Origin of the sequence: Streptomyces sp. NPDC093252, from assembly GCF_040683675.1 — a bacterium.
GTDB lineage: Bacteria > Actinomycetota > Actinomycetes > Streptomycetales > Streptomycetaceae > Streptomyces.
In genome coordinates, this window is sequence record NZ_JBFBEM010000031.1 from 1 (window position 1) to 22220 (window position 22220).

The 22220-nt window shown below is 72.5% G+C and carries 13 protein-coding genes; 4 read left to right on the forward strand and 9 right to left on the reverse strand.

Translation table 11 applies throughout. The features are described 5' to 3' along the window. Positions 1-51: 51 nt before the first annotated feature. The 8 genes from AB0O01_RS36355 to AB0O01_RS36390 all read right to left on the reverse strand — a co-directional run bounded on the left by AB0O01_RS36355 (position 52) and on the right by AB0O01_RS36390 (position 11758). Positions 52-384, reverse strand: coding sequence for a hypothetical protein (locus AB0O01_RS36355; protein ID WP_365320392.1), 333 nt, complete (start codon positions 382-384; stop codon positions 52-54). Next, positions 377-811 (reverse strand): YbaB/EbfC family nucleoid-associated protein, encoded by a 435-nt coding sequence (locus tag AB0O01_RS36360; protein ID WP_365320393.1) that lies wholly within the window; start codon positions 809-811, stop codon positions 377-379. Before AB0O01_RS36360 ends, AB0O01_RS36355 begins: the two co-directional genes overlap by 8 nt. A gap of 55 nt (positions 812-866) precedes the next feature. Beyond that, the gene (locus tag AB0O01_RS36365) at positions 867-4454 is read right to left on the reverse strand and encodes an AAWKG family protein (protein ID WP_365320394.1); all 3588 of its coding nucleotides are present in this window, start codon (positions 4452-4454) and stop codon (positions 867-869) included. Positions 4455-4508: 54 nt separating this feature from the next. Next, positions 4509-4943: a type VII secretion system-associated protein gene (locus tag AB0O01_RS36370; protein WP_365320396.1), complete on the reverse strand. Its 435-nt coding sequence runs from the start codon at positions 4941-4943 to the stop codon at positions 4509-4511. 136 nt (positions 4944-5079) lie between these two features. Further along, positions 5080-5382, reverse strand: a complete 303-nt coding sequence (locus AB0O01_RS36375; protein WP_365320397.1) for a WXG100 family type VII secretion target — start codon at positions 5380-5382, stop codon at positions 5080-5082. A 54-nt stretch (positions 5383-5436) separates the two neighbouring features. Continuing rightward, positions 5437-5781 carry a hypothetical protein gene (locus AB0O01_RS36380; protein WP_365320398.1) on the reverse strand — a complete coding sequence of 115 codons (345 nt, stop codon included), beginning with the start codon at positions 5779-5781 and terminating at the stop codon, positions 5437-5439. Between the two features lie 492 nt (positions 5782-6273). Next, positions 6274-8004, reverse strand: coding sequence for a hypothetical protein (locus tag AB0O01_RS36385; RefSeq protein WP_365320399.1), 1731 nt, complete (start codon positions 8002-8004; stop codon positions 6274-6276). Between the two features lie 379 nt (positions 8005-8383). Then, positions 8384-11758 (reverse strand): hypothetical protein, encoded by a 3375-nt coding sequence (locus AB0O01_RS36390; protein WP_365320401.1) that lies wholly within the window; start codon positions 11756-11758, stop codon positions 8384-8386. 158 nt (positions 11759-11916) lie between these two features. Here AB0O01_RS36390 and AB0O01_RS36395 point away from each other — a divergent pair, with 158 nt between their 5' ends. Continuing rightward, positions 11917-13215, forward strand: coding sequence for a S8 family serine peptidase (locus AB0O01_RS36395; protein WP_365320402.1), 1299 nt, complete (start codon positions 11917-11919; stop codon positions 13213-13215). A 14-nt stretch (positions 13216-13229) separates the two neighbouring features. On the opposite strand, the gene eccCa is transcribed toward AB0O01_RS36395, so the two are convergent. After that, on the reverse strand, positions 13230-17273 hold the full coding sequence (eccCa, locus tag AB0O01_RS36400; RefSeq protein ID WP_365320410.1) for a type VII secretion protein EccCa: 4044 nt from the start codon (positions 17271-17273) through the stop codon (positions 13230-13232). 513 nt (positions 17274-17786) lie between these two features. Between eccCa and eccD the strand changes: the two genes are divergently transcribed. The 3 genes from eccD (at position 17787) to AB0O01_RS36415 (ending at position 21880) form a co-directional block, all read left to right on the forward strand. Then, entirely contained in the window at positions 17787-19199 is a 1413-nt protein-coding gene (gene eccD, locus AB0O01_RS36405) for a type VII secretion integral membrane protein EccD (RefSeq protein WP_365320404.1), read from the forward strand. 51 nt (positions 19200-19250) lie between these two features. After that, on the forward strand, positions 19251-20840 hold the full coding sequence (gene eccB, locus AB0O01_RS36410; RefSeq protein WP_365320406.1) for a type VII secretion protein EccB: 1590 nt from the start codon (positions 19251-19253) through the stop codon (positions 20838-20840). 362 nt (positions 20841-21202) lie between these two features. After that, positions 21203-21880 carry a response regulator transcription factor gene (locus AB0O01_RS36415; RefSeq protein ID WP_365320408.1) on the forward strand — a complete coding sequence of 226 codons (678 nt, stop codon included), beginning with the start codon at positions 21203-21205 and terminating at the stop codon, positions 21878-21880. The last annotated feature ends 340 nt before the right edge of the window (positions 21881-22220 follow it).

Genomic DNA, 22220 nt, shown 5'->3' on the forward strand with positions numbered 1-22220 from the left:
GCCCGTCAGGGCCAGGAACAAGCCGTTGAAGTCCTCGGCGGCCATGCAGGGTCAGTGCTTCCCCGACTTGCTGATGTCGCTGATGTTCTGGTCCTGCTGGAGCTCGAAGTTGCCCGCGCTGGTTCTGACCATGCCGGCCGACTTGAGGAGCGCCCCGACCGAGCCTTCGAGCCCCTCCATGATGCCGTTCTGGATGGGGACGTACACCGCGCACACGGCGTTGACCACCTCGTCACCGGCCTTGCCGAAGGACGGGGCGGCGGGGTACACGGTCGACCTGTCGTAGCCCTTGAGCAGGGTCTTGATGAGATCGGTGAGCTGTTCGGTCTGGCCGCTGCCGTTCTTCATGCCGTCCGGGGAGGCGGCGAAGGAGTTGTCAGCCACGTCGCTCACCCCACTCCGGGCTGAACGGGCCGCCGGGGGCCTTCAGGGGTTCGAGGAGTTCCTCCAGGCCCATGCCCTCCATCCGGTCGACGGCGTCGGGACCGTCGGCGGAGATCCCGACGCCCGCGTCGGTCAGCTCGCCGAACCGGGCGAAGACCCGGCTGAAAAGCTCCTGGTGGGCCCGGTTCATGGTCTCCATGACGCTGGCGGCGAGTTGGTTGCCGGTCATGCTCTGGTGCTTGTTGCCCAGGAAGCGCAGGGAGCCGATCTTGCCGTCGGAGCCGAGGGTGAGTTCGACGACCCGGTCCTTGGAGCGGACCGTCACGGAGATGGAGGCGATCTCGTTGCGGGCCTCGACCAGGGATTTGCGCTGTTTGTCGAAGTCGGCCATGGCCTGGTCGAGTTGCTGGCGAAGTGATTCGTTCACGGTGTTCCGGTCCTCTCCGGTGGAGTGGGTGCGGTGGGGCCGCCCAGGGGCTGGGTCAGCGGCCGATCGAGGCGGGCAGGCCCTCCTCTCCGGTGCCCCAGACGTCCTCTTCCTCGTTCCAGCCCGAGTCCTCGGTCTCGGGGCGCCAGCCGGCTGCCTCGCCGGGTTGGCCGCCCTGGCCGGTGGTGGGGGTGCGGCTGGGCACCTCCACCGGGTCCTCGTCCTCCTCCTCGAAGACCTCGGGGGCCGGGCGCTCGGGGGGCCGCTGGTAGCCGCCGCCGGCGACGAACGGGCCGTCGGCGTCGTCGTCCACATAGGTCTCGCGGGTGCGTTCGCCCTGGCCGCCCTGTCCCTGTCCCTGGCCCTGACTGGCCATCCGGGCCATACCCATCATCATCATCATGGGGGACATCAGGCCGCCCAGGGCGGCCATCCCGGAGTCGTTGGCGGCGCTGCTCGGTGTCGTGGTGCTGCCGGTGGAGCCCAGTCCCAGTTGCTGGTCGGCGGGGATGCCGGCGTCGGCGGTGGCCTGGCTCGGCACCGACTGGAACTCTCCGTTGGGTCCGCTGATCGTGCTGCTGCCGTCCGGGAACTGGGTGTTGGTGAAGCCGTCGGAACCCAGGGTGGAGGTGGCGCCGGACGGGAAGGTGGTCGACAGGGAGCCGTCGCCGTTGTCGAGGGTCAGGCCGCCGGGGTCGGAGGTCAGCCCGCCGCCGAGGCCGCCGATGGTGGGGACGTCGACATTGCCGCCGGAACCGCCCAGGCTTCCCAGGCTTCCCAGACTGCCCAGGTTGCCGAGACCGCCGAGGCCGCCCGTGCTGCCGTTCGTGCCGCCCAGACCGGGCAGGCCCGAGCCGGTGCCGCTGGTCGGGAGCGTCGAGGTCACCGTGCCGTCCGGGTTGACGGTGATGGAGCTGCCGTCGGGGTAGGTGGTGGTGAAGCCGCCGTCGTCGGTGAGCGCGGTGCGGGAGCCGTCCGGGTTGACCACGCTCTGGTTCTCGCCGAGCTGGCTGGTCACCTCGGAACCGTCGGCCTTGACCGTGGTGACCGAGCCGTCCGGGTTGATCGTGGTGGTGCTGCCGTCCGGGAAGTCCATGGTGAGGCTGCCGTCGGCGTTCTGGGTGGAGACCGTGCCGTCGGGCGAGGTGAGCTGGGTCAGCCCGTCCGGGGTGGCCGACTGCACCACCCCGTTGGTGAAGGTGGTCGTCTCGTTGCCGTTGGGGTCGGTGTTGGTGATGCTGCCGTCGGCGTTGTGGGTGACCGAGCTGCCGTCCGGGTACTCGGTGGTGATGCCGCCGTTCCCGTCGAGGCTGGTGATCGAGCCGTCGGGGTTGACGAGGGACTCACCGACGTCGAGCTGGTCGGTGCTGATGGCGCCGGTCGGGTCGGTGGTGGTCACCAGTCCGTCCGGGGTGACGGTGGTGGAGGTGCCGTCCGGGAACTCGGTGGTGACATTGCCGTCGGGGTCGGTGCTGGTGATGCTGCCGTCGGCGTTGTGGGTGAGCGAGCTGCCGTCCGGGAACTGGGTGGTGATGTCACCGTTGGTGTCGATGCTGGTGACCGAGCCGTCGGGGTTGAGCAGCGACTGACCGGGGGCGAGCTGGTCGGTGGTGACCGTGCCGTCCGGGTTGGTCGTGATGATCTCGCCGGTGGGGCTGACGGTCGTGCTGCTGCCGTCGGGGAACTCGGTGGTCAGGCTGCCGTCGGGGTTGAGCGTGGTGACACCGCCGGCCCCGTTCGCGAGGGACCCCAGGTCGTCCGTGAGGCCGCCCGCCCCGCCGGTCGTGCCGTTGGTGCCGCCGAGTGTCGGCAGCATGCCCGGCACGCCGGCCAGGGAGCCGGTGCCGTCGAGGGAGCCGGAGCCGTCCAGGGGCAGTCCGCTCCCGGAGAGGGAGTCGGGGACGCCGTCGCCGTTGGTGTCCAGGCCGCCCGTGCCGTCCATGGCGAGGGTGCTCGGGTCGCCCAGACTCCCCATGCCGTCCAGGGTGGGCAGGTCGCCGCCGGTGGTGGGGATCTCGCTGCCGCTCAGCAGGGTGCTGGTGTCGGGCAGGCCCGAGGCGGGGTCGCCGAGCCCACCGAGGGTGCTCGGGTCGCCCAGTCCGCCCAGAGTGCTCGGGTCGCCGAGCCCGCCGAGGCTCTCGTTGAGGTTGTCGCCGAGGTTGCCCATGCCCTCGGTGAGGTTGTCCCCGAGTCCCCCCAGGTTGTCGCCGAAGTTCCCCATGCCCTCGGTCAGGTTGTCCCCGAGGTTGCCCATGCCGTCGAGGAGGTTGTTCCCGAGGCCCCCGAGGTTGTCCCCGAAGTTGCCCATGCCCTCGTTGAGGTTGTCGCCGAGGTTGCCCATGCCCTCGTTGAGGTTGTCCCCCAGGTTCCCCATGCCCTCGTTGAGGTTGTCCCCGATGTTGCCCAGACCCTCGTTGAGGTTGTCCCCCATGTTGTTGAGGGCGTCGTTCAGGGCGTCGTTGTTCGCGTCGCCGTTCGCCTCCGTCGTGTCTTCCTGGACCGCCTGGGTGAGCGTCACGGTCGAGGTGTCGTCGAAGGCGAACGCCGTGTTCCAGCCCGGGTTGAGGACCCGTGACCACTTCTCCTGAAGGGTCGCCACCTCCTGCCGGGCGGGCGTGTCGAGATTGGTCTCGATATTGACCCGCCACCGGTACTGCAACTCGTTGGCCATGCCCGCCCAGGTGCTGAGGTCGTTGAGGGAGCCCCAGGCCGTGGTGTGCGAGAAACCCGGCTGGGGCTGGTATCCGTCGCCCGGGACCCATTTCAGCTTGGTCCAGTTGTTCTCCGCGAGCCACATGAGGAGCTGCTGGATGAGCTGCATCATCGCGGCGCGCTGATCACCGTCGACATTCATCGACCCCCGCGACCCGTCGGGATTCGTGACCGGGATCGGGCTGGCGTTGCGATAGATGAACCGCAGGAACTGGTCGTACATGTTCGACAGCGCGGTGTGCAGCGACACTTCGGCGTTGATCAGTGAGTCGGCGTGGATGGTCTTGGGGGGGTAATTGGTGGAGACGGAGGTGTGGGAGGGGGAGAAGCCGGGGGGATACAGCTCACCCCTGAAGTTCTCGTACTTCCCCTGGAGCTGGTTGATCAGCTCCCAGAAGGCACCGGCGGCCGTGCCCTTCCACGACGCGTTCTCGTCACCCAGCGACTCCGTCCACTGCTTGAGGATCTCGGTGTGCTGGTTGAAGAACTCGCCGGCCTTGTCGAAGGACTGGGCGATCGTGGTGAAGGACTTGAGGTCCACGCCCTGGTCAATACCGGGCGAGCCGCCGTAGCCACTGCTCGCGCCGACCGATGAGTACGGTGGCTGCACGAGCGTGCGCAGGGCGTCCCAGCTCCGCTGCCAGTACTGACGGCCGGCGGTCATGTCGGTGAACCTGACCTCGGCCTCGTAGATGGTCCAGCGCCGCTTGGTGTTGACCGGCCCGTACCAGCGGATCCAGAAGCCGTTGCCGCCGTCCCGCTCCCACGATTCCAGGTCGTGGGTTTGCTTGGGCACCTTGGACTTGTCCTTGATGTTCACGGACATCCACGGAATGCCGCCGTCGCCCTTGCCCTCCATGATGTCGCCGCGCTCGCCCAGATTGAACCCAGTCATCAGGTTGATGATGTGTTCCCAGTTGTCCACAGCCATGAAGGGTGCTCTCCGCTTCTCGTCCGCCTCGGCCCGGGGGAGGGGGCCGGACCGTCAGTTCCCGCTGCCGGAGGCGGGGTTGCCGCCTCCCGTACCGCCGTCCATCTGTGCCACGTAGTCGTCGATGGCGCTCATGAACTTCTGTGCCGTGACATCGCTCAGGTTGTCGTCCTGGGTCTTGAGGAACTTCCGGATCACTTCCTCCAGCTCCAGCTCCAGATCGCGGAAGGCCGACACATGCTTGTTGAGCACCTTGTCGATCGCGTTCGCGGCGGTCACCGTGTTCGAGAGTACGGTCTCACCGCTGGTGTCCGAGTCCCCGTTCATCTGGCCCAGCACCAGCGGTTGCGGCATGCTGCCGATGTCGAACAGGGACGGCGGGTTCTGTCCCGGCGCGCGGAGCTGGACGAGCCGGTTGTAGAACGGCACCAGCTCGCTGTCGATGAACGCCTGGAGGGTGGTGGAGTTGAGCTGTGTCAGATCGGGCATGCTGAACCTTCTTCACGGGGAGGGGACGACGGCCCGGATGCCACGGGCCCGGACGACGGGGACGCGCACCCGGCCATGAGCCCCGGATGCGCGCTCCCCTGGACGCGAACGGACCGAACAGACCGAACGGACCGGCTCACATGCGGATGTCGCCGAAGCCCTGGGCGTTGCTGAGGTCCGTCCGGTAGTAGTTCGACGAGATGTTGTCGAGCACGCTTCCGTGCTGCTGGATGATCTGGGCCAGATTGGCGACCTGGCGCTCCCAGGCGGGCTGCACCTGGGTGGTGTAGACCTCGCGGTCCTGACCGGCCCACTCCGCGATACGGGCGTTCAGCGACTGCTGGAGTTCGGTGAGGACCTGCCGGATGTACTGGTTCTCCGCAGTCATCGATTCGACGGCGTTGCCGGCGCCGGAGTGGTTGATGTAGATCTCGGGCACGAAGGGCTCCTTGGAACGGTCGGGGCGGCTGGGGGCGCTCGGGTGTTACTGGTGTCAGGTGGTGAGGGTGTTGAAGGCGTCGTCGCGGGCGCTCAGGCTGCCCAACTGCTGCACCAGGCCCTCGGCGTCGCCCTGCGCGTTGCCGGAGGTCGTCATGCTGGTGCTGAGCTGCTCGATCATCCGGTCACAGGTGAACTTGATCTGGTCGACCTCGCCCAGCCACTTCTCCAGCACCTGCTGGAACATCTTGCCGTCGGCGCCGCCGTAGTCGACGCCCAACTGGGACGCCATGTCGCGGACCCGGCCCTGGCTGCTGGACAGGTTGCCCTTGGCACCCTCCAGCAGGCTGATTGCGCCCTGGTAGATCTCGGTTGTCGATGCCTGCAACGGCGTGCTCATACGGTCTCCCAATCGGGACGGCGGTCCAGGAGTGATGCCGGATGCCTCGCGGCCGGCGGCCTCGGGGGCTCGCGCCATGACCGTCCCGTCGCGAACGGCGACGCGTTCGAAGGAGCAGCGGCACCTCCTGGAGCGAAGGTGATGTGCGAATGTGCGATGTGCCTTGCGGCGTAAAGAGGGAGTGCTAGAGCGACGCTAGATCTCGCTCCGGGTGACCCGCAATCGGCCACGTCCACCTGGGTCCACACGGGCAGCCCGCGTGCACCAAGGGGAAGGCGGGCCACCGGTCGGTGCCGGTGAGGGCGCCGGAGGCCCGCTGGAACGTGAGCACCCCGGCACACACCGTGATTTGACCAGGTCAAGTCAGGGGCGTACCGGGGTGCTGTTTTCAGCCTGTCGTCAGCCTGTCAATTCTGACAGCCTGTCACTCTGTCACTCTGTCACTCTGTCACTCTGTCGATCCGTCGGTCTGTCGATCCGTCGGTCTGTCGCTCAGCGCTGGGTCCCGGCGGACCACAGGACGCCGCCACCCGCCGACAGGATGGTGACATTGCCGTCCGCCTGGATGACCAGTCGGGCGCCGGGGTTGCCCGCCGTCCCGGAGGACCACAGGGTCTTGTCGTCGGCGCTGTAGACGGCGAAGTGACCGTCGTCCTGGAAGACCGCGCGGTTGCCGGAGCCGGACGTGCCGGAGGACCAGCGCACCACGCCGTTCTCGTCGGTGATGACAAGGTTGCCACTGCTGCGCAGGGTGATCTTCATCCGGTTCGACGCCACCGACTGGCCCGGGTCGAGCCGGTAGGTGGACGTGACGACCCGGGTGGACCAGTCCGGCGTGGCCGGCTTGGTCTCCGCCTTGACCGGCTTCGCCACGGGCTTGGCGACCGGCTTGGGCTCCGGCTTCGGCTCGGGCTTGGGCTCCGGCTTCGGTTCCGGCTTCGCGACCGGCTTGGGCTCGGGCTTCGGCTCGGGCTTGGGCTCGGGCTTCGCCTCCGGCTTGTCGGCCGCGGCGCGGGTCTGCGCCTTGACCGGGGTCGGGGTCTTCGGTTCGTCCTGCGCCGTGCTGAGCTGGCTCCGGGGCTGGGTCTCGCTCTTCGGCTCGTCCCCGGAGTCGTCCCGGGTCGCCGGGAGCGCGTCGGTCCTCGGCTGCAACGGACGGGCCGGGGTGCGCGGGATCGCCACGTCGTCGCGCAGCGCCCCCGCCGGGGCCTCCACCACCGGCGTCGAGCCCGGCGCGCCGGACAGGTCGGTGTCGCCGTTCTTGCCCGGCTTGGTCTTGTCCCCCGGGGGGACACCCAGCGCGGACGGCGGACCGAAGACGCCGTTGCCCGGAGCGTCGCCGCCCGGGACACTGCCCAGGACATTGCCCTTGACCGGTGACGGGCCGTCGGCCTCGGACGGCGGACCGTCCGTGGTGCTCGGCACCGACTGGAGGTTGTCGTCCAGGGTCGTGTCGCCCGACGGGCCGGACGAGGTCGGGCCGACGCTGGTCACCAGCGGCGGCGCCCCCGCGCCCGGGGCCGGGTCGGTCACCGGCTCCGGCACCAGCGGGTTCGACGCGCCGTCCTGCGGCTCGTGCGTCGGCATGTCGCTGGCGTAGGCGTCGGCGGTGCTGCTCAGGTCGTCGAGACCGGTGACCGTCTTGTTGCCGGGGTTGTTGTTCAGCAGCGGCACCGAGACCAGCATGGCGCCCGCGAACGCGGCGGCCATCAGCGGCCACTTGCCGCGCCGCGAGCCGTGCCCGGCCTGGGTGCGCCCGGGGCGGTTCTGCACCGCGCCCTCGGCCGCCGCCGCGGTGAGCCGTCCCTCGGGACCCTCGCCCTCGGCGGTCGCCGGTACGACGGTCAGGCCGGGCCCGCCCGGACCGCCCGCCGCCGCGGCGGCCTGCTGACGGCGCGAACGCCCCCGGAACAGCCGGCCGGACGGGGCGGCGGCCGAGCTGGAGGCGTGCGGGGCGGCGGCGTTCGTGGCGGAGGGTGCGAAGGTCGCGGGGACGGCCGCCGGGGCCGTCCGCGCGGACCGCACCGTACGGCCGGGGGCCGCGGTCCCGCCCTCCCCGGCCGTCGCCGTCGCGCTGCGCGCGGCCTGGCCGGCCGAGAGCAGCGCCGAGGCGGCTGCGCCGGAGTCGTCCTCGTTCAGGGGCAGCGCAATGGCCCGTCGGATCGACGGGGCCGCCCCCACGGTGGGCGGTGCGGAACCACCCACCGGAGTATCTATGGCCATCTTGGCTCCTTGATCGTCTTGCTCGCTCGCGCACCGGTACGGAACGTGCGGCCGGTGCGGGCCAAACGGAAACAGGACGACCGCCGCCTCCCCCACGAAGCGACGGCCGTCCTCACCTCGACCGGGGCCCGGACGGGCCCCGGCGAAGCTGTCTGTGTGTCGTTGTCGACATACCGGGTGGAGAGGCGGTGGGCCAAGACAACACCGCGGACGCGCCCGGAAAGACGGGGCGTCGGCTCGGGAAGCCGGTTCCTCTCCGAGACCGGCTTCCCGATGGGCTCCACTCTCGCGCGCCCCGCGGCCCGTTGCCTACGGCGACCGCCCGGATGTGCCTCTTGAACGGACACCTCTGCCCATAGGGGAAGCCCGCCCCCCGCTTTCACGCGTCCGGGGCCAGCACGCCCAGCGCCCCCGTCCGCCGCTCCGGCCACTCCTCGGCCCCCGTCCCCGGCGCCGCCGCCAGCTCCAGCAGCCCGAGCAGCCGCTTGAGCACGGAGCTGTCGGTGTCGTCGAGCCGGCCGGGCGCCGCGGGCGGGGCCGCCTCGGGGAGTTCGCGCAACAGCACCACCTGCGCCGCCCCGCGCCGGGCGACCTGGAGCACCCGCAGCCGGGTGCCGGGCGCGAACAGCACCTCGGCCGCCGTGTCCCCGTCCGGTCCGGCCGCCGGGTCCGGCTCGACCAGCGCGGCGGCGGCCTTGCGGCCGGTCATGGACCAGATCAGATAGTGGTCGGCGGGCACGGCTGGGTACACCTTGTCGAAGCCGACCGCGCCGATCGGCCCGGTCTCGCCCAGCTCCTCGCCCGGCAGCAGCAGTTCGGCCGCCTCGCCGAGCGCCCCGCCCGCCGACCGTACGGCGGCCCCCCGGTACGAGGGCAGCCTGCGCAGGCCCGACGCCACACAGCCCAGCAGCGGCAGCAGTTCGCCCCCGCCCGCCGCCAGCGACTCCAGCAGGGCCCGCCGGATGCCGGACTCCTCGGCCAGATAGGCGTGCAGGACCGTCAGATCGGCCGCCGCGTCCTCGGGGTCGGCGGTGTTGCGCAGCGCGGGCAGCCGGGTCAGCGCCCGGGTCACGGCACCGGCGTGGTTGTCCCAGCGCTCACCCAACCCGGCCCGGACGCCGTCCCGCTCGGCCGGGGCGGGGCGGTGGGAGGGGCGGACGGGGAGCCAGGTGACGGTACGGAGGTCGGGGGCGTCGGGGCCGTCCGGGCTGTCGGGGAGGGCGGCTTCCGGCTCGGGGTCGGGATCGAGGTCGGGGGCGGTGGCCTCCGGCTCGGGGGAGGGGGAGGGGGAGGGGTGGAGGTAGGGGTCCGGATCGGCGTCCGGGGCGGTCTCCGGGTCGGTCTCCGGGGGTGCCACGGGGGCGGGCGCCGGGGCCGGGGGTGCCTCGCCGTCCGGGGCGGTGGAGGTCATCAGGCCCGCCAGGGGAGTGGCCGGGAGGGCGAGGTCGGAGTCGTCGGAGGAGCCGGGGGCGGGGTCGGTGTCCGGGTCCGGGGCCGGGGGGAGGGGCGGCCAGGGGGCCCGCTCCGGGTCGGTGGTGCGGGGGAGTTCGGACTTCCAGGTCGGCTCGGTGCGGTTCGGGCGGGGCATGGCCGGGGGCCGGGTGTTGGTGACCGGGCCGAGCGCGGTCGCCTGCGCCGTCCGGGCCGCGGTGGCCGGCCGCTCCTCGCGGGCGGGGGCGTTGCCGGTCGGCGGGCGGGGGGCGGAGGCGCCGGGGAGCGGGTCCGAGCCGGTCGCGCCGAGGGGGGTGGCGGGGGTGGGCTCCTCGTAGGGCGGGGCCGCGCTCTCCTCGTCCTCGTCGCCCTCGCCGCCGTGGCCCTGCAAGGGGTGGGCGGGCTCCTCGGGCTCTTCCTCGGGCTCCTCGCGTCCGGCGGGCTGGGGCGGGCCGTCCAGCAGGCCGGGGTCGAAGGGGGCGATACCGAAGAGGGCGGGGTCGGCAGCGGGGGTGGAGAGGGAGGCGGGTGCGGATTCCTCCGGGGCACCGGTGCCGGAGGGCGGGGCGGGCGGGGCCGGGGCGGGCGCCGGAGGCGGCACGGGCGCCGGCCGTACGGGAGCCGGGGTCGCAACCGGGGCCGCAGTTGCGGCGGGGGCTCCCGCACCCGTCCCTGCCGGGCTCGCAGCCCCCGCAGTCCCCGCCATCCCCGTCGTGATCGTGGCGGAGACCACGGCCGGAGCCACGGGCGCCACCGGAGCCACCGGGGCCGGAGCCACCGGGGCGACCGCAGCCGGGGCCACCGGAGTCACCGTGGGCGTCGGCGTCGACGTGACCACCGGTGCCGCCACGGCCCGGCCGCCCGCCCGGACCGGCTCCGGGCGGACCGCGCCCGAGCGCAGGGCCACCTCGTGACGGATCGCCAGGCGGCGCAGGGCGCGCAGGGTCTCGGGGGTGGGATCGCCGAGGAGCTGGATCAGGGTGTGGGCGCGGACGTCGTCCTGGAGGGAGGTGAAGAGCTTCTCCAGGGGGGCCAGCAGGGAGTCGTCCAGGGGCTGGCCCGGCAGTCCGATGTCGACGGCCATCACATCGGCCCGCACCGGGCGTTCGACGGCGGTGCGCGGCGGCACCGCCTTGTGCGCGCCGATCCACAGGCCCGCCCGGACCACCGTGACCTGCCACTTCTTGTCCAGGAGCAGGGTGCCGGGGTCGGCGCCGGGGCGCAGTCCGCCGATCGGGGCGCGCCAGTTGTCGATCCGGGGGGCGGCGGGCACATCGCCGTTCGTGGGGCGGCAGGTGAGCGCGCGGACGTAGGGCTGCCAGGACGGGTTGCCGTCGGCGTCGAGCAGCACGGTCCGGGGGCTGCCGCCGGACTGGCCGGGGTCGCCCCAGGGGGTCTCCTGGCGGGCGCCGCGCGCGGGGCGGGGCGCCGCCGCGGGGCCCTCCTCCAGCAGGACCGTCACCCCGTTGGCGACCTGCACCTCCGTACCGAGGAGGTCGGCGACCTCCTGGCCGAGGGCGAGCAGGTCGGTGCCGTCGGAGGAGACCAGCCGTACGGTGCCGCGCACGGCGGCGGGCAGCACGGCGAGGACATCGGCGACGGCGTCGGGCGGCACCTGGCCGCGGCCCGCGGTGTCCACCAGCAGGACCGGGCCGTCGGGGTCCACGGGGAGCGCGTACCGGATGGCGTCGACGCCCTCCGGGGGTGCTCCGGCGGGCTGGATGAGCAGTCCGGCCGGGATGTGCTCGACGACACAGCCGGGGACGCCGTCCAGCGGGACCCGGTCCAGGGCGCCCTGCCAGGTGGGCACGGGATGGCGGGGGCCGAGCGGGCGGGGGCGCCGGGTGGCGGAGTGCTGCCACCAGCCGCCCGCCCGGTCGGGCAGTTCGGGCGCGAAGAGGGTGCCGCCGGGCACGACGACCGCGACCCCGGCGGGGGCGAGGACGTCCACGCCCCACCGCTCGCTGAGCGCGCTGGCCGGTGCCGGGCGGTCGCCGGACCCGCCCGCGCCGCCGGACATCACCAGCCGCAGCAGGGTGGTGCCCGCCTCCCGGCACTCCTTGAGCGCCGGTTCCAGCGTGTCGTACAGGGCGTCGAGATCGTCGAACCCGGCGCCGACCAGCACGGTCGCGGTGGCCGGGAACGACCAGGCGCCGGTGACCGCGTCCAGGGCCTGCGCGGCGGCGGCCAGCGGCTCGGGGACCGGGCCGGAGCCGTGCACGGCGTAGACGCCCCGGGCGCCGGTCAGCCGGAGCGGGGCGGTGCGGGAACGGCCGTTTCCGGGGCGGGACGCGGTGCCTCGGCGGGGGCTGTGCGGGCTCATCGGGACCTCCGGGACACCGAAGTGCGAAATGTGCGGAAAGCGTTAAGTGCGGCAAAAATTCGATAGGTTGAGAAAGTTTGGAATGCGCGGAATATACTGCGGGCGGTCCGGTGGGCGAACGCGCCGCGGACCCGACCTCCCAGGAAGGCGGCACCGCCTTGAGCAGCAGCGGCATACCAGGTTCCCGGTCCAGCTCCCGGTCCGGTCCCCGGCCCACGGGATCGCACCCCCGTCCCGGCGGCCGGTCCAGAGCCGCCGCCGTCACCCTGGCCACGGCGCTGCTGTGCGGCACGGCAGGAGTCGCCCCCGGCGCCGCCGCGGCGGCCCCCCGCGCCGAGACCCCCGTACCGCTGCCGTCGGCCGGGGCCAGTGCCGCGCCGGCGCCCAAGCTGCCGGTGATGCCGCCCTACTACGACCTCACCCAGAACCCCTGCACCGAGGGGTCCGACCGGACGGTGACCGCCGTGCCCTGGGCGCAGCAGAAGCTGGAGCTGACCCGGGCCCACCAGCTCAGCACCGGCGCCGGGGTGACCGTGGCGGTCATCGACACCGGGGTGGCGAGCGGGGTGGCGGCGCTGAAGGGGCGGGTGTCCGGAGCGGGCACCGGCGCGACCGAGGACTGCGTGGGGCACGGCACGTTCGTCGCCTCGGTGATCGCCGCGCGCCCGGCGGCGGGCAGCGGCTTCAGCGGGGTCGCGCCCGACGCGCGGATCCTCGCGGTGCGGGCCATCGACTCCACCGGGGCGCCGGACCCGGCGCGGGTGGCGCAGGGCATCCGGTCGGCGGTGGACGCCGGGGCGGAGGTCATCTCCGTGTCGCTGGCCTTCACCTCCGCCTCCGACGCCCTCAAGTCCGCCCTCGACCACGCCGCCGACGAGGATGTGCTGGTCGTCGCGGCCGGGGTCCCGGACGGGGTCACCGACCAGTCCCCGGCCGAGGAGCGCCGCCCGGTGGCGTTCTGGCCGGCCGCCCAGCCGGGGGTGCTGTCCGTGGTCGACCTGGACATCAACGACGCCCGCACCGACGGGGCGTTCGAGCCGGTGCGCGCCGACCTCGCCGCGCCCGGCCAGGGCATCACCGGGATCGGCCCGCGCGGCAAGGGCAACTACCTGGCCAACGGGGCGTCGGTGGCCGCCGCGTTCACCGCCGGGGCCGCCGCCCTCGTCCGGTCCTACGAGCCGGAGCTGACCGCCGGGGAGGTCGCCGACCGGCTCGTCGCGGGCGGCTACCCGGCGCAGGTGCCCCGCCTCAACCCCTACGGCGCCCTGTCCGCCGTCCTGCCCACCGACGCCCCGCCGCTGCGGGCCGGGGCCTCGGACATCCGGCTGAACCCGGTGTACGAGGACCCGGCGCCCGCCCGCCGGGCCTACACCGTGCTCACCGTGTCCCTGACGGCGGCGGCCGTGCTCGGCGGGGCGGTCCTGCTCGCCCGCCGCCACCGGCGCGGCCGGGCCTGACCCGGGCCGCCCGCTCACAGCAGTTCCGGGGTCGGTTCGGGCTCCTGCTCCAGGACCGCCGTCTGGATCTGGACGGTGCTGCGGCGGGTGATGTAGAAGCCGCGGCCGGGCGGCAGCAGCTTCGGCTTCACATTGCCGAAGAGATAGCCCTCGGACGGCGGGCAGGACAGCAGCAGGCCCGGGGTGTTGTTCTCCATGAGCCGGCGGACCGTGGGATCGCTGATCCCGCGCATCCCGCCGGCCGCGGCCCGCGCCAGGACCATGTGGAAGCCGATCTCGTAGCCCAGCGGCAGATGTTCAAGGAGCTGGTCGAAGGGGTTGCGCATCGGCGAGGCGATCAGGTCGTAGTCGTCGACGAGGACGAACAGCCGCGGCCCGCGCCACCAGTCGGCGAACTTCATCCGGGACGGCGAGATGTCCTGGCCCGGGGTGCGGGTCTTCAGCGCGCGGGCCGCGCCGTCGACGAGTTCGGCGAGCTGGTCCAGGGAGACCGCGTGCCCGAGCCGGTACTCCTCGGGGACCGACTCGACCAGGGTGCGGCGGAAGTCGACCACCAGGATCCGGGCCTCGGCCGGGGTGAACCGCTCGGTGATGCTCCGGGTGATCACCCGCAGCAGATTGGTCTTGCCGCTCTCGGTGTCGCCGAAGGTGACCAGGTGCGGCATCTCGGAGAAGTCGTGCCAGGCGGTGCCCAGTTCGTTCTCCTCCAGCCCGATCGGCATCCGGAACCGCCGCACCACCTCGGCGGCGGTCGGCGCCCGTCCGCTCGGCGGCGACGGGACGAAGGCGGGCAGGTCCGCCGCGCTGAGGTGGGTCGGCAGCATCCGCACCGGCGGCGCGACCGGCCCCGCCCAGCTCTCGGCGACCGCCGACACCAGGTCGCCGATGCCGTCGGCGAGGTCCTCGCCGTCCTCGGTGCCGTCGATCCGGGGCAGCGCGGCCAGGAAGTGCAGCTTGCTGTCGATGGTCAGACCGCGGCCGGGGATCCTCGGGACCTCCTTGGCGCGGCGCATATCGGCGAGCGAGTCCAGGGCCTCGCCCATCCGCAGCTCAAGCCGGGTCGCCGACTGGTCGCGGACCTGGGCGGTCAGCTCCACCCAGCGGGTCGTGGTGGTCATCAGATGGATGCCGTAGTTGAGGCCGCTGGTGGCGATCTGGTTGATGGTCGGCACATGGTCCTGGAAGTCGTTGCGGACCGTCGACCAGCCGTCGATCACCAGGAACACATCGCCGTGCGGCTCGTCGGGGAACTCCCCGGCCGCGCGCCGCCGCCGCAGGGTCGGCATGGAGTCGATGCCGTGCTCCAGGAACATCCGCTCCCGGCGGGCCAGCAGCGAGGTCACCTCGTTGAGGGTCCGGCCGATCCGCTCGGTGTCCAGCCGGGCCGCGACCCCGCCGACATGCGGCAGCCCGGACAGCGACGCCAGCGCGCCACCACCGAAGTCCAGGCAGTAGAACTGCACCTCGGCGGGGGTGTGGGTGAGCGCGAGCCCGGCCATCACGGTCCGCAGCAGGGTGGACTTGCCGCTCTGCGGGCCGCCGCAGATCGCCAGATGCCCGCCCGCCGACGACAGATCGACGGTCAGCAGATCGCGCCGCTGCTCATAGGGCTTGTCGATGATGCCGACCGGCACGGTCAGCTTCCCGCGCTGCGGCCAGTCGGCGGTGGTGAGCCCGAGGGCCGGGTCGGGGGAGAGCGGCGGCAGCAACTGGTCCAGCGTGGGCGGCTGGCCCAGCGGCGGCAGCCACACCTGGTGGGCGGGGGGTCCCGCGTCCCGCATGGTGCCGATGGCGATCGCCAGCAGGGAGCCCGCCCCGCCCTCCGGCTCGCTCACCCCCGGATCCGTCTCGGGCTCGGGCTCCGGCGCGGGCACCGGCGCCTGCCGGGCGGCCACGTACTCGCCGGTCCACAGCACCACCTGGCTCTGGATCTGCGCCTGCACCGCCGCCGAGGACCGCTGCCGGTAGGCGCCGGAGACATACGCCGCCCGGAACCGGGTCAGCGGCTCGACACCGCTCTTGAGGAACCCGTTGCCCGGCGCCGACGGCAGCTCATAGGCGTCCGGCACCCCGAGCACACCCCGGGACTCCATCGCGGAGAACGTCCGCAGCCCGATCCGGTACGACAGATGGCTCTCCAACTGGTGCATCCGGCCCTCGTCCAGCCGCTGCGAGGCCAGCAGCAGATGCACCCCGAGGGACCGGCCGAGACGTCCGATCATCACGAACAGATCCATGAACTCCCGGTGCGCGGCGAGGAGTTCGCTGAACTCGTCGACCACCACGAACAGGCTGGGCAGCGGCGCCAGCGGGGTGCCGGCGGCCCGCGCCCGCTCGTACTCCAGGAGCGAGCTGTAGTTGCCGGCCGCCCGCAGCAGCTCCTGGCGGCGGATCATCTCGCCCTGGAGGGCGTCCTGCATCCGGCCCACCAGCGCGGCCTCCCCGGCCAGGTTGGTGATCACCGCCGAGGTGTGCGGGAGTTCGTCCAGACCGAGGAAGGTCGCACCGCCCTTGAAGTCGACCAGGACGAAGTTCAGGGTCTCCGAGGAGTGCGCCAGGGCCAGCCCCAGCACCAGGGTGCGCAGCAGCTCCGACTTGCCGGAGCCGGTGGCGCCGATCAGCATGCCGTGCGGGCCCATGCCGCCCTGCGCCGACTCCTTGATGTCCAGGTCCACCGGATGCCCGTCGGCGCCCATCGCGATCGGCACCCGCAGCCGCCCCGACGTGCTCGCCGCCCGGCGCTGCCAGTAGGCGACGGGGTCGTGCCGGTGCAGATCGGGGATGCCCAGCAGGCTGGTGAGCTGGATGTCCGACTCCAGCGGCCGGCTGGCCTCGCCCAGGTCGCCGATCCGCTGCGAGGCGAGCCGGGCGGCCACCGCGCGGGCCGCCGCCGGGCCCAGCGAGTCCGGGCGGCCCAGCGGGGTGGTGGCCTCCTTGCGGTTGCGGTCGGTCCGCACCAGCGACACCGTGCCCTCGCCCAGTTCGAGCCGGAGCACGGTCCGGCCGGGCCGCCAGCTCAGGGTGTCGGACAGATCGATCACCACGCAGTTGCGGAACCCCTGCCGGTCGAAGCGGTGCCCGCCGGGCAACTGCCCCCCGTCCAGCACGACCACCGTGAACGGCTCCTCCTTGGTGATCTCCGCCGCCACATCGAACGGCGGACGCTCACTGAAGCCGTCGCCCAGCAGATCCTCCAGCTCACCCGCGTTGCCCGAGATCAGCCGGGACGGGCCCGCCCCGTCCGTCTCGTGCGGATGCAGGCTGTGCGGCAGCCACTTCGCCCAGTCCCACTCCTCGCGCCGGTCCGGCGACACACAGAACGCGATCATCAGGTCCTGCGGGGCGTGCGCCACCGCCAGTTGCGCCAGCACCGCCCGCGCGGTGCCCGCCACCTGCTCGCGCTCCCCGCGCATCAGCACCCGCGCCCAGGTCCGCAGGAACACCGCGATCGGCTGGTCCGGGACCGTGGAGTAGGCGTTGATGAAGGCGCGCAGCGCGTGCGCGGTCAGCGGGTCCAGGTCGTCCACCGGGGTGGTCGCGGTGGTGGTCAGCTTCAGCCCGAGGCGCTGGTCCCCGACCGCGAGCCGCACCTCCGCGAAGTCGTCGTCGCTCGGCCGCCGCTCCCACAGCCGGGTGCTGCGCGCGAACGACCACAGCGCGGCCGGCTCCGGATGCCGCCAGGCCAGCGCCCGCTGCTGCTCGGCGACCGCCCGCCGCACCCGGCGCCGCACCCCGGACAGATAGCGCAGATAGTCCCGGCGGGAGCCCTTGAGGGTGTTCTTGCGCTCGGCGGCGGTCCGCATGAGCTGGCCGATCAGCATGAAGGCCATGGCCAGCGCCATCACACCGACGATGACATAGGTGATCGGGCTGGAGGTGGAGCCGGGCCGCATGTAGAGCAGCACCATGGCGCCGGTCATCATCGCCATCGGCAGATAGGTCATCACGCCGCTGTTGTTCGGCGTCGGCTCGGTGATGACCGGCGGCTCCTGGAGCGCGAGGTCGCCCGAGGGCATCTCGGGGCCCGTGCGGCGGGTGGGCCGGCGGAAGAAGACCACACTCAAGGGAACGTCACCTCTGGCTGTCGGACTGAACCCGACCGGCCGCCGCCCGTCCCGGAGGGAGGCGGGAGCGCGGGTCGGATGCGCGCGGGCGCGGCACAAGCGGGGCCGCACCTCCATGTCTGACACACATGCTCCGGCCGACGATGCCCCCCGCCAAGGCCCCTGCCCCTTGGGGCAGACTTACCGCACCCGACAGGGCAGGAATCCGGGGCACAGGGTCCCCCGGACCGCCCGCGGGCTGCCGTAATGTCATGTCAACTCGGGCGAGGAAGACCGCCCGAGCGGCCACGGTTCGCCGCGCCGGGGGACGCGCCGCTTCCCAAGTCGAGCGGCCAGCCCCCACTATGTGCACCTGGGACCGCCCCTCAGGCAAGGGTTGCCGCCCCAATGTCACCCGTCGGGCCTGTCCGGGACCGCATCCCGCTCGCCCCGCGTCCGCTGCTGCGCCGCGTCGCCACGGGTGGCACCGCACGCACCAAATCTACTGTTCGGAGGGTGGCACTCCTGATGAGCGAGAGCCAGGTGGCGGCCCTGCCCGGCACCTCCGGTCTGTGCCGGCTGACCGTACGGGCGCCGGAGAAGCTGCTGGACCTCGCGGTCCCCGCGGACATCCCGGTGGCCGATCTGCTGCCGGTGATCGTCGGCTACGCCGGGGACGATCTCTACGAGTCGGGTCTGGAGCACGGCGGCTGGGCCCTCCAGCGCGTCGGCGGCGACCCGCTGGACCCCGAGGGCACCGCCCAGTCCCTCGAACTGCACGACGGGGACATGCTGCTGCTGCGGCCGGTCGCCGAGACCCTGCCGCCGGTCCGCTTCGACAACCTCGTCGACGGGGTGTCCAGCACCATCCGCGATCTGCCCAACTCCTGGTCGCCCGAGGTCAGCCGCTGGGCGCTGCGCTCGGTGCTGCTGGTGGTGCTGGCCGCCGTCCTGCTGCTGCTGGCCCTCACCGAGGGAGCGGGCGCCGACCGGGCCGTGGTCTGCGGCGGCGCCGTCCTGATGCTGCTGGCCGGGGCGGGCGCGGCGGCCCGGGTGCTGGAGGACATGCCCGGCGCGATCCTGCTGGGCCTGGCCGCCGGCCCCTTCGCGGCCCTCGGCGGCACCCTGGTGGTGGGCGACGCGACCGGCGTCGGCGACGGCGGACTGACCGGCGCCCGCTGGCTGGCCGGGGCGGCGCTGTGGGGCATCGCCACCGCGCTGGCCATGACAGTGGTCACCAGTTGGCCGGTGGCGTTCGTGGCGAGCATCGTGGTCGCGGTCGCCGGGGTGCTCGGCGGGGTGCTGATGCTGACCCTGGACGAGAGCGTGGACGGGGCGGCGGCCGGGGTGACCGTGATCGCGGTGCTGTTCGGCGCGTTCGTGCCCACCCTGAGCTTCTCCCTGTCCGGCTTCCGGCTGCCGCCGCTGCCCACCACCCCCGACGAACTCCAAGAGGGCATCGACCCCTACCCCAGTGACGAGCTGACCGCCCGTACCGCGGCCACCGACCGCTGGATGACCGGCCTGTACCTGGCCGTCGGGGTGATCTGCTCGGCCTGTCTCGCCGGGCTCGCCACCGCCCTGAGCACCCCGCAACTGCTCACCGGCGCCCTGCTCTGCGCCGTGCTGCTGCTGCACGGCCGCAACCTCGGCAACGCCTGGCAGCGGCTCGCCCTGGTGCTGCCGGGCGCGGTCGGCGCGGTGCTGCTGACCGTGTGCGCGGCCCTCCAGCGCGACTGGGACGGCCAGCTCACCGCCGTGGGCATGCTGCTGGGCGGGGTGGTCGTGGCGATCATCCTGTGGACGGTGCCCGGCCGCCGCCTGCTGCCCTACTGGGGCCGGGCCGGTGACCTGTTCCAGTCCGCGGCGGCCATCGCCCTGCTGCCGATGGTGCTGTGGGTCCTGGACGTGTACGCCGACCTGCGCGGCATCAAGGGCTGACGCGACAGCGCGCCGCCGAGAGCCGAGATCCGAGAGCGAGACCCGACACCCATGCAGACCCGCCGCGACCAGGTCCAGGCCCACCGCTTCGTCGTCAACCGGCTGAGCACCGGCCTGATGCGCACCGACCCGGACTTCCCCGAGAGCCCCAACCGCAGAACCAACATGGGCATCGGCATCGGTATGGGCATCGGCGTCGTCGTCGCCATCGGCTTCCTGGTGTACGGGTTCATCTCGCCGGGCGGCAACAACACCTGGCAGAACGGCAAGACCCTCATCGTGGAGAGCGGCACCGGCAACCGCTACCTCTACGACGGCTCCCTGCGCCCGGTCCGCAACTACGCCTCCGCCAAGCTGATCGTCGGCACCGGCATGAGCACCCGCACGGTCCCGTCCAAGTCCCTGGCGAACACCGCGCGCGGCGGTGCCGTCGGCATCGAGGGCGCCCCGGACACCCTGCCCAAGGCGTCCGCGCTGGACACCGGCCGCTGGGAGGTGTGCGCCACCATCCGCACCACCGACAGCAACCAGCGCACCGCCGCCACCACCCTCGTCGTGGACGGCGAGACCCCCGGCCCCGGCCTCGGCGCCGACGACGCCCTCCTCGTCACCGGCCCCGACGACACCCACTACCTCATCTGGCGCGGCAACCGCTACCGCCTCGCCGACGGCACCGACACCGCCGAGGCCCTCGGCTACGGCGCCAGCGCCCCCATGCCGGTCTCCGCCGCCTTCCTCGACGGCCTCCCGGCGGGCCCCGACCTCGCCCCGACGCCCGTCCCCGGGCAGGGCGAGGAGGGTCCCGCGCTGGACGGCCGCCAGACCCGGGTCGGGCAGGTCTTCGTGGTGCAGACCCCGGGCTCCGCCGAGCGCTACTACCTGCTGCTGCGCGCCGGTCTGGTGCCGCTCACGCCCACCCAGGCGGCCCTGTCCCTGAGCGGCCCCGGCGTCCGCGAGCGGGCCTACGACGGCGCCGCCCCGGTCGCCGTGCCGCTCACCGCCGACAGCCTCAGCGGCCGGCTGACCGGCGCCGGTTCGGCGGTGGAGAACGCCGGCAAGTCCCTGCCGCAGAACCCGCCGACCCTGCTGCCGGTGAGCACCCATCAGGCGGCCTGCGTGCGCTGGGAGGGGGCCGGGGGCGACGCGCAGCCGTCCGGGTCCGGGGACGCGGGGGGCATGTCGGTGGGGGTGGCCCTGATCGACCTGGGCGGACTGCCCGCCGCCGCCAAGGCGCCGGCCCGGCCGGCCTGTGTGCCGGTGGACGCGGTGGCGGTGGAGCCGGACGGCGGCAGCCTGGTGCGGGCGCTGGGCGCGGGCGGCGGCCAGATCGGCGGCACGACCTATCTCGTCACCGAGACCGGGATGAAGTATCTGATCCCGACCCCGCAGGCGGCTGCCGCTCTCGGCTACGACCTGACGAAGGCCCGGGGACTGCCCTCCAACCTGCTGGCGATGCTGCCGACCGGCCCCGACCTCTCCCCGCAGAGCGCCCTCGCCGGACAGCCGGTGATCAGCACGGCGCCGGGCTGCGCGGCGTCGGGGGAGCCGGAGCCGGAGACCTCCGGGCAGCCCCGGACCCCGGCGGCGCCGCCCGCCGGGGGACCGCCGCCGGGGGGCCAGGGGACGGTGGAACTGCGCTAGCCGCGCCCCCACCCGGGCCCCCGCAGCCGCCCGGCCCGCCCGTCCCCTCCGCACGAACCGCGCACCCCGCACGGCCGGCGTGACCCGCACCACCCGCGTGACCTGCGTCACTGTCGCCAACGGACCGATCCCGACAATTGGTTGCTTGAAAGTAACCCAAAAGGGTTGAGGCAATGTCAGAACGGGCTAAGTCGCACTCGGTCATTTGACGGAAGCTCAGCGCTTCCCCGGTCGCCTACGGTGCAGGAGTGCCTAGTCACGCATCGACACGCGGACGCCGCTCGGACGTCGGCGAGTGTGGCGGGGAGGGGTGCAAGGCACAGAACCGAGCTTCGTATGTCGGCTCTATGTGGGGAACCGAAGTGACAGTGACAATGACTCAAGCGGAAGGCATAGCCGGCGCGTTGGGCGCACCGATCTCGGTCGTACTGCGCGCCAGCGACACCATCCTGGAACATGCCACCAGCGCCTATCTCCAGACCCGGGCGACGGTGACCATCGTTCCTCAGCAGGGCCTCGCCGAGGCGGATGTCTCGGTGCTGCTCCTGCACAGCCTGGACGACGACTGGCTCAGGATCCTGAAGCAGGACGCGGCGCGGGCGGGCGGTTCACCCGTCCCCGTCGTGGTGATGGCTGACCGGGTCAACGAACGGCAGCTCACGCTCGCCGTGGAATACGGACTCACCAGCTTTCTCTACCGGAGCAGTTCCAGCCTTGAGCAATTGCTCGACGCCACCATGGAGGCAAGTTCTGGGCGCAGTCGTATGCCGGACGAACTGGTCGGTCATCTCATTGCCGAGCTCGGCCACCAGCAGCGGCAGCAGACGCTGGCGCGGTTAACTCGACGGGGCGGGCTCTCGGCCCGTGAGATCGAGGTGCTGCGCATGCTGTCCGAAGGAATGAACACGGTGGAGATATCCGAGAGGATGAGCTATTCGGAGCGCACCATCAAGGGCATCATCCATGACAGCGTCAAGCAGTTGAAGTGCAAGAACCGTACCCAGGCTGTCGCCCAGGCGGTTCGGACCGGAATTCTCTGACCGCTGCAGAGAAATCTGCCCCGAACCTTCACTCTCGCGGAGCGCACCGTTGGCCGAGGCCAGCGGTGTGCCCCTTTTTGCTGTCCGGCTTCTTTTGCTGTCCGGGTTCCGCTGTCCGGGTTCTGTTCAAAAGCTGTCGCTCTCGGTAAAGAAAACCTAACTCCTCCCGATCTCAGTTAATTTCATGTGTCACGGGGCTTGCGGAAACGTAACCCGGGAGGCAGGATCCGGTAATTGGGAGGTCCGGTGGTGGCGATCGCGTACAACGCGGCGCGGATGACCGGGAAGAACGTTCATGGCCGCCGAGGACTTCAACGGCTTGTTCCTGGCCCTGACGGGT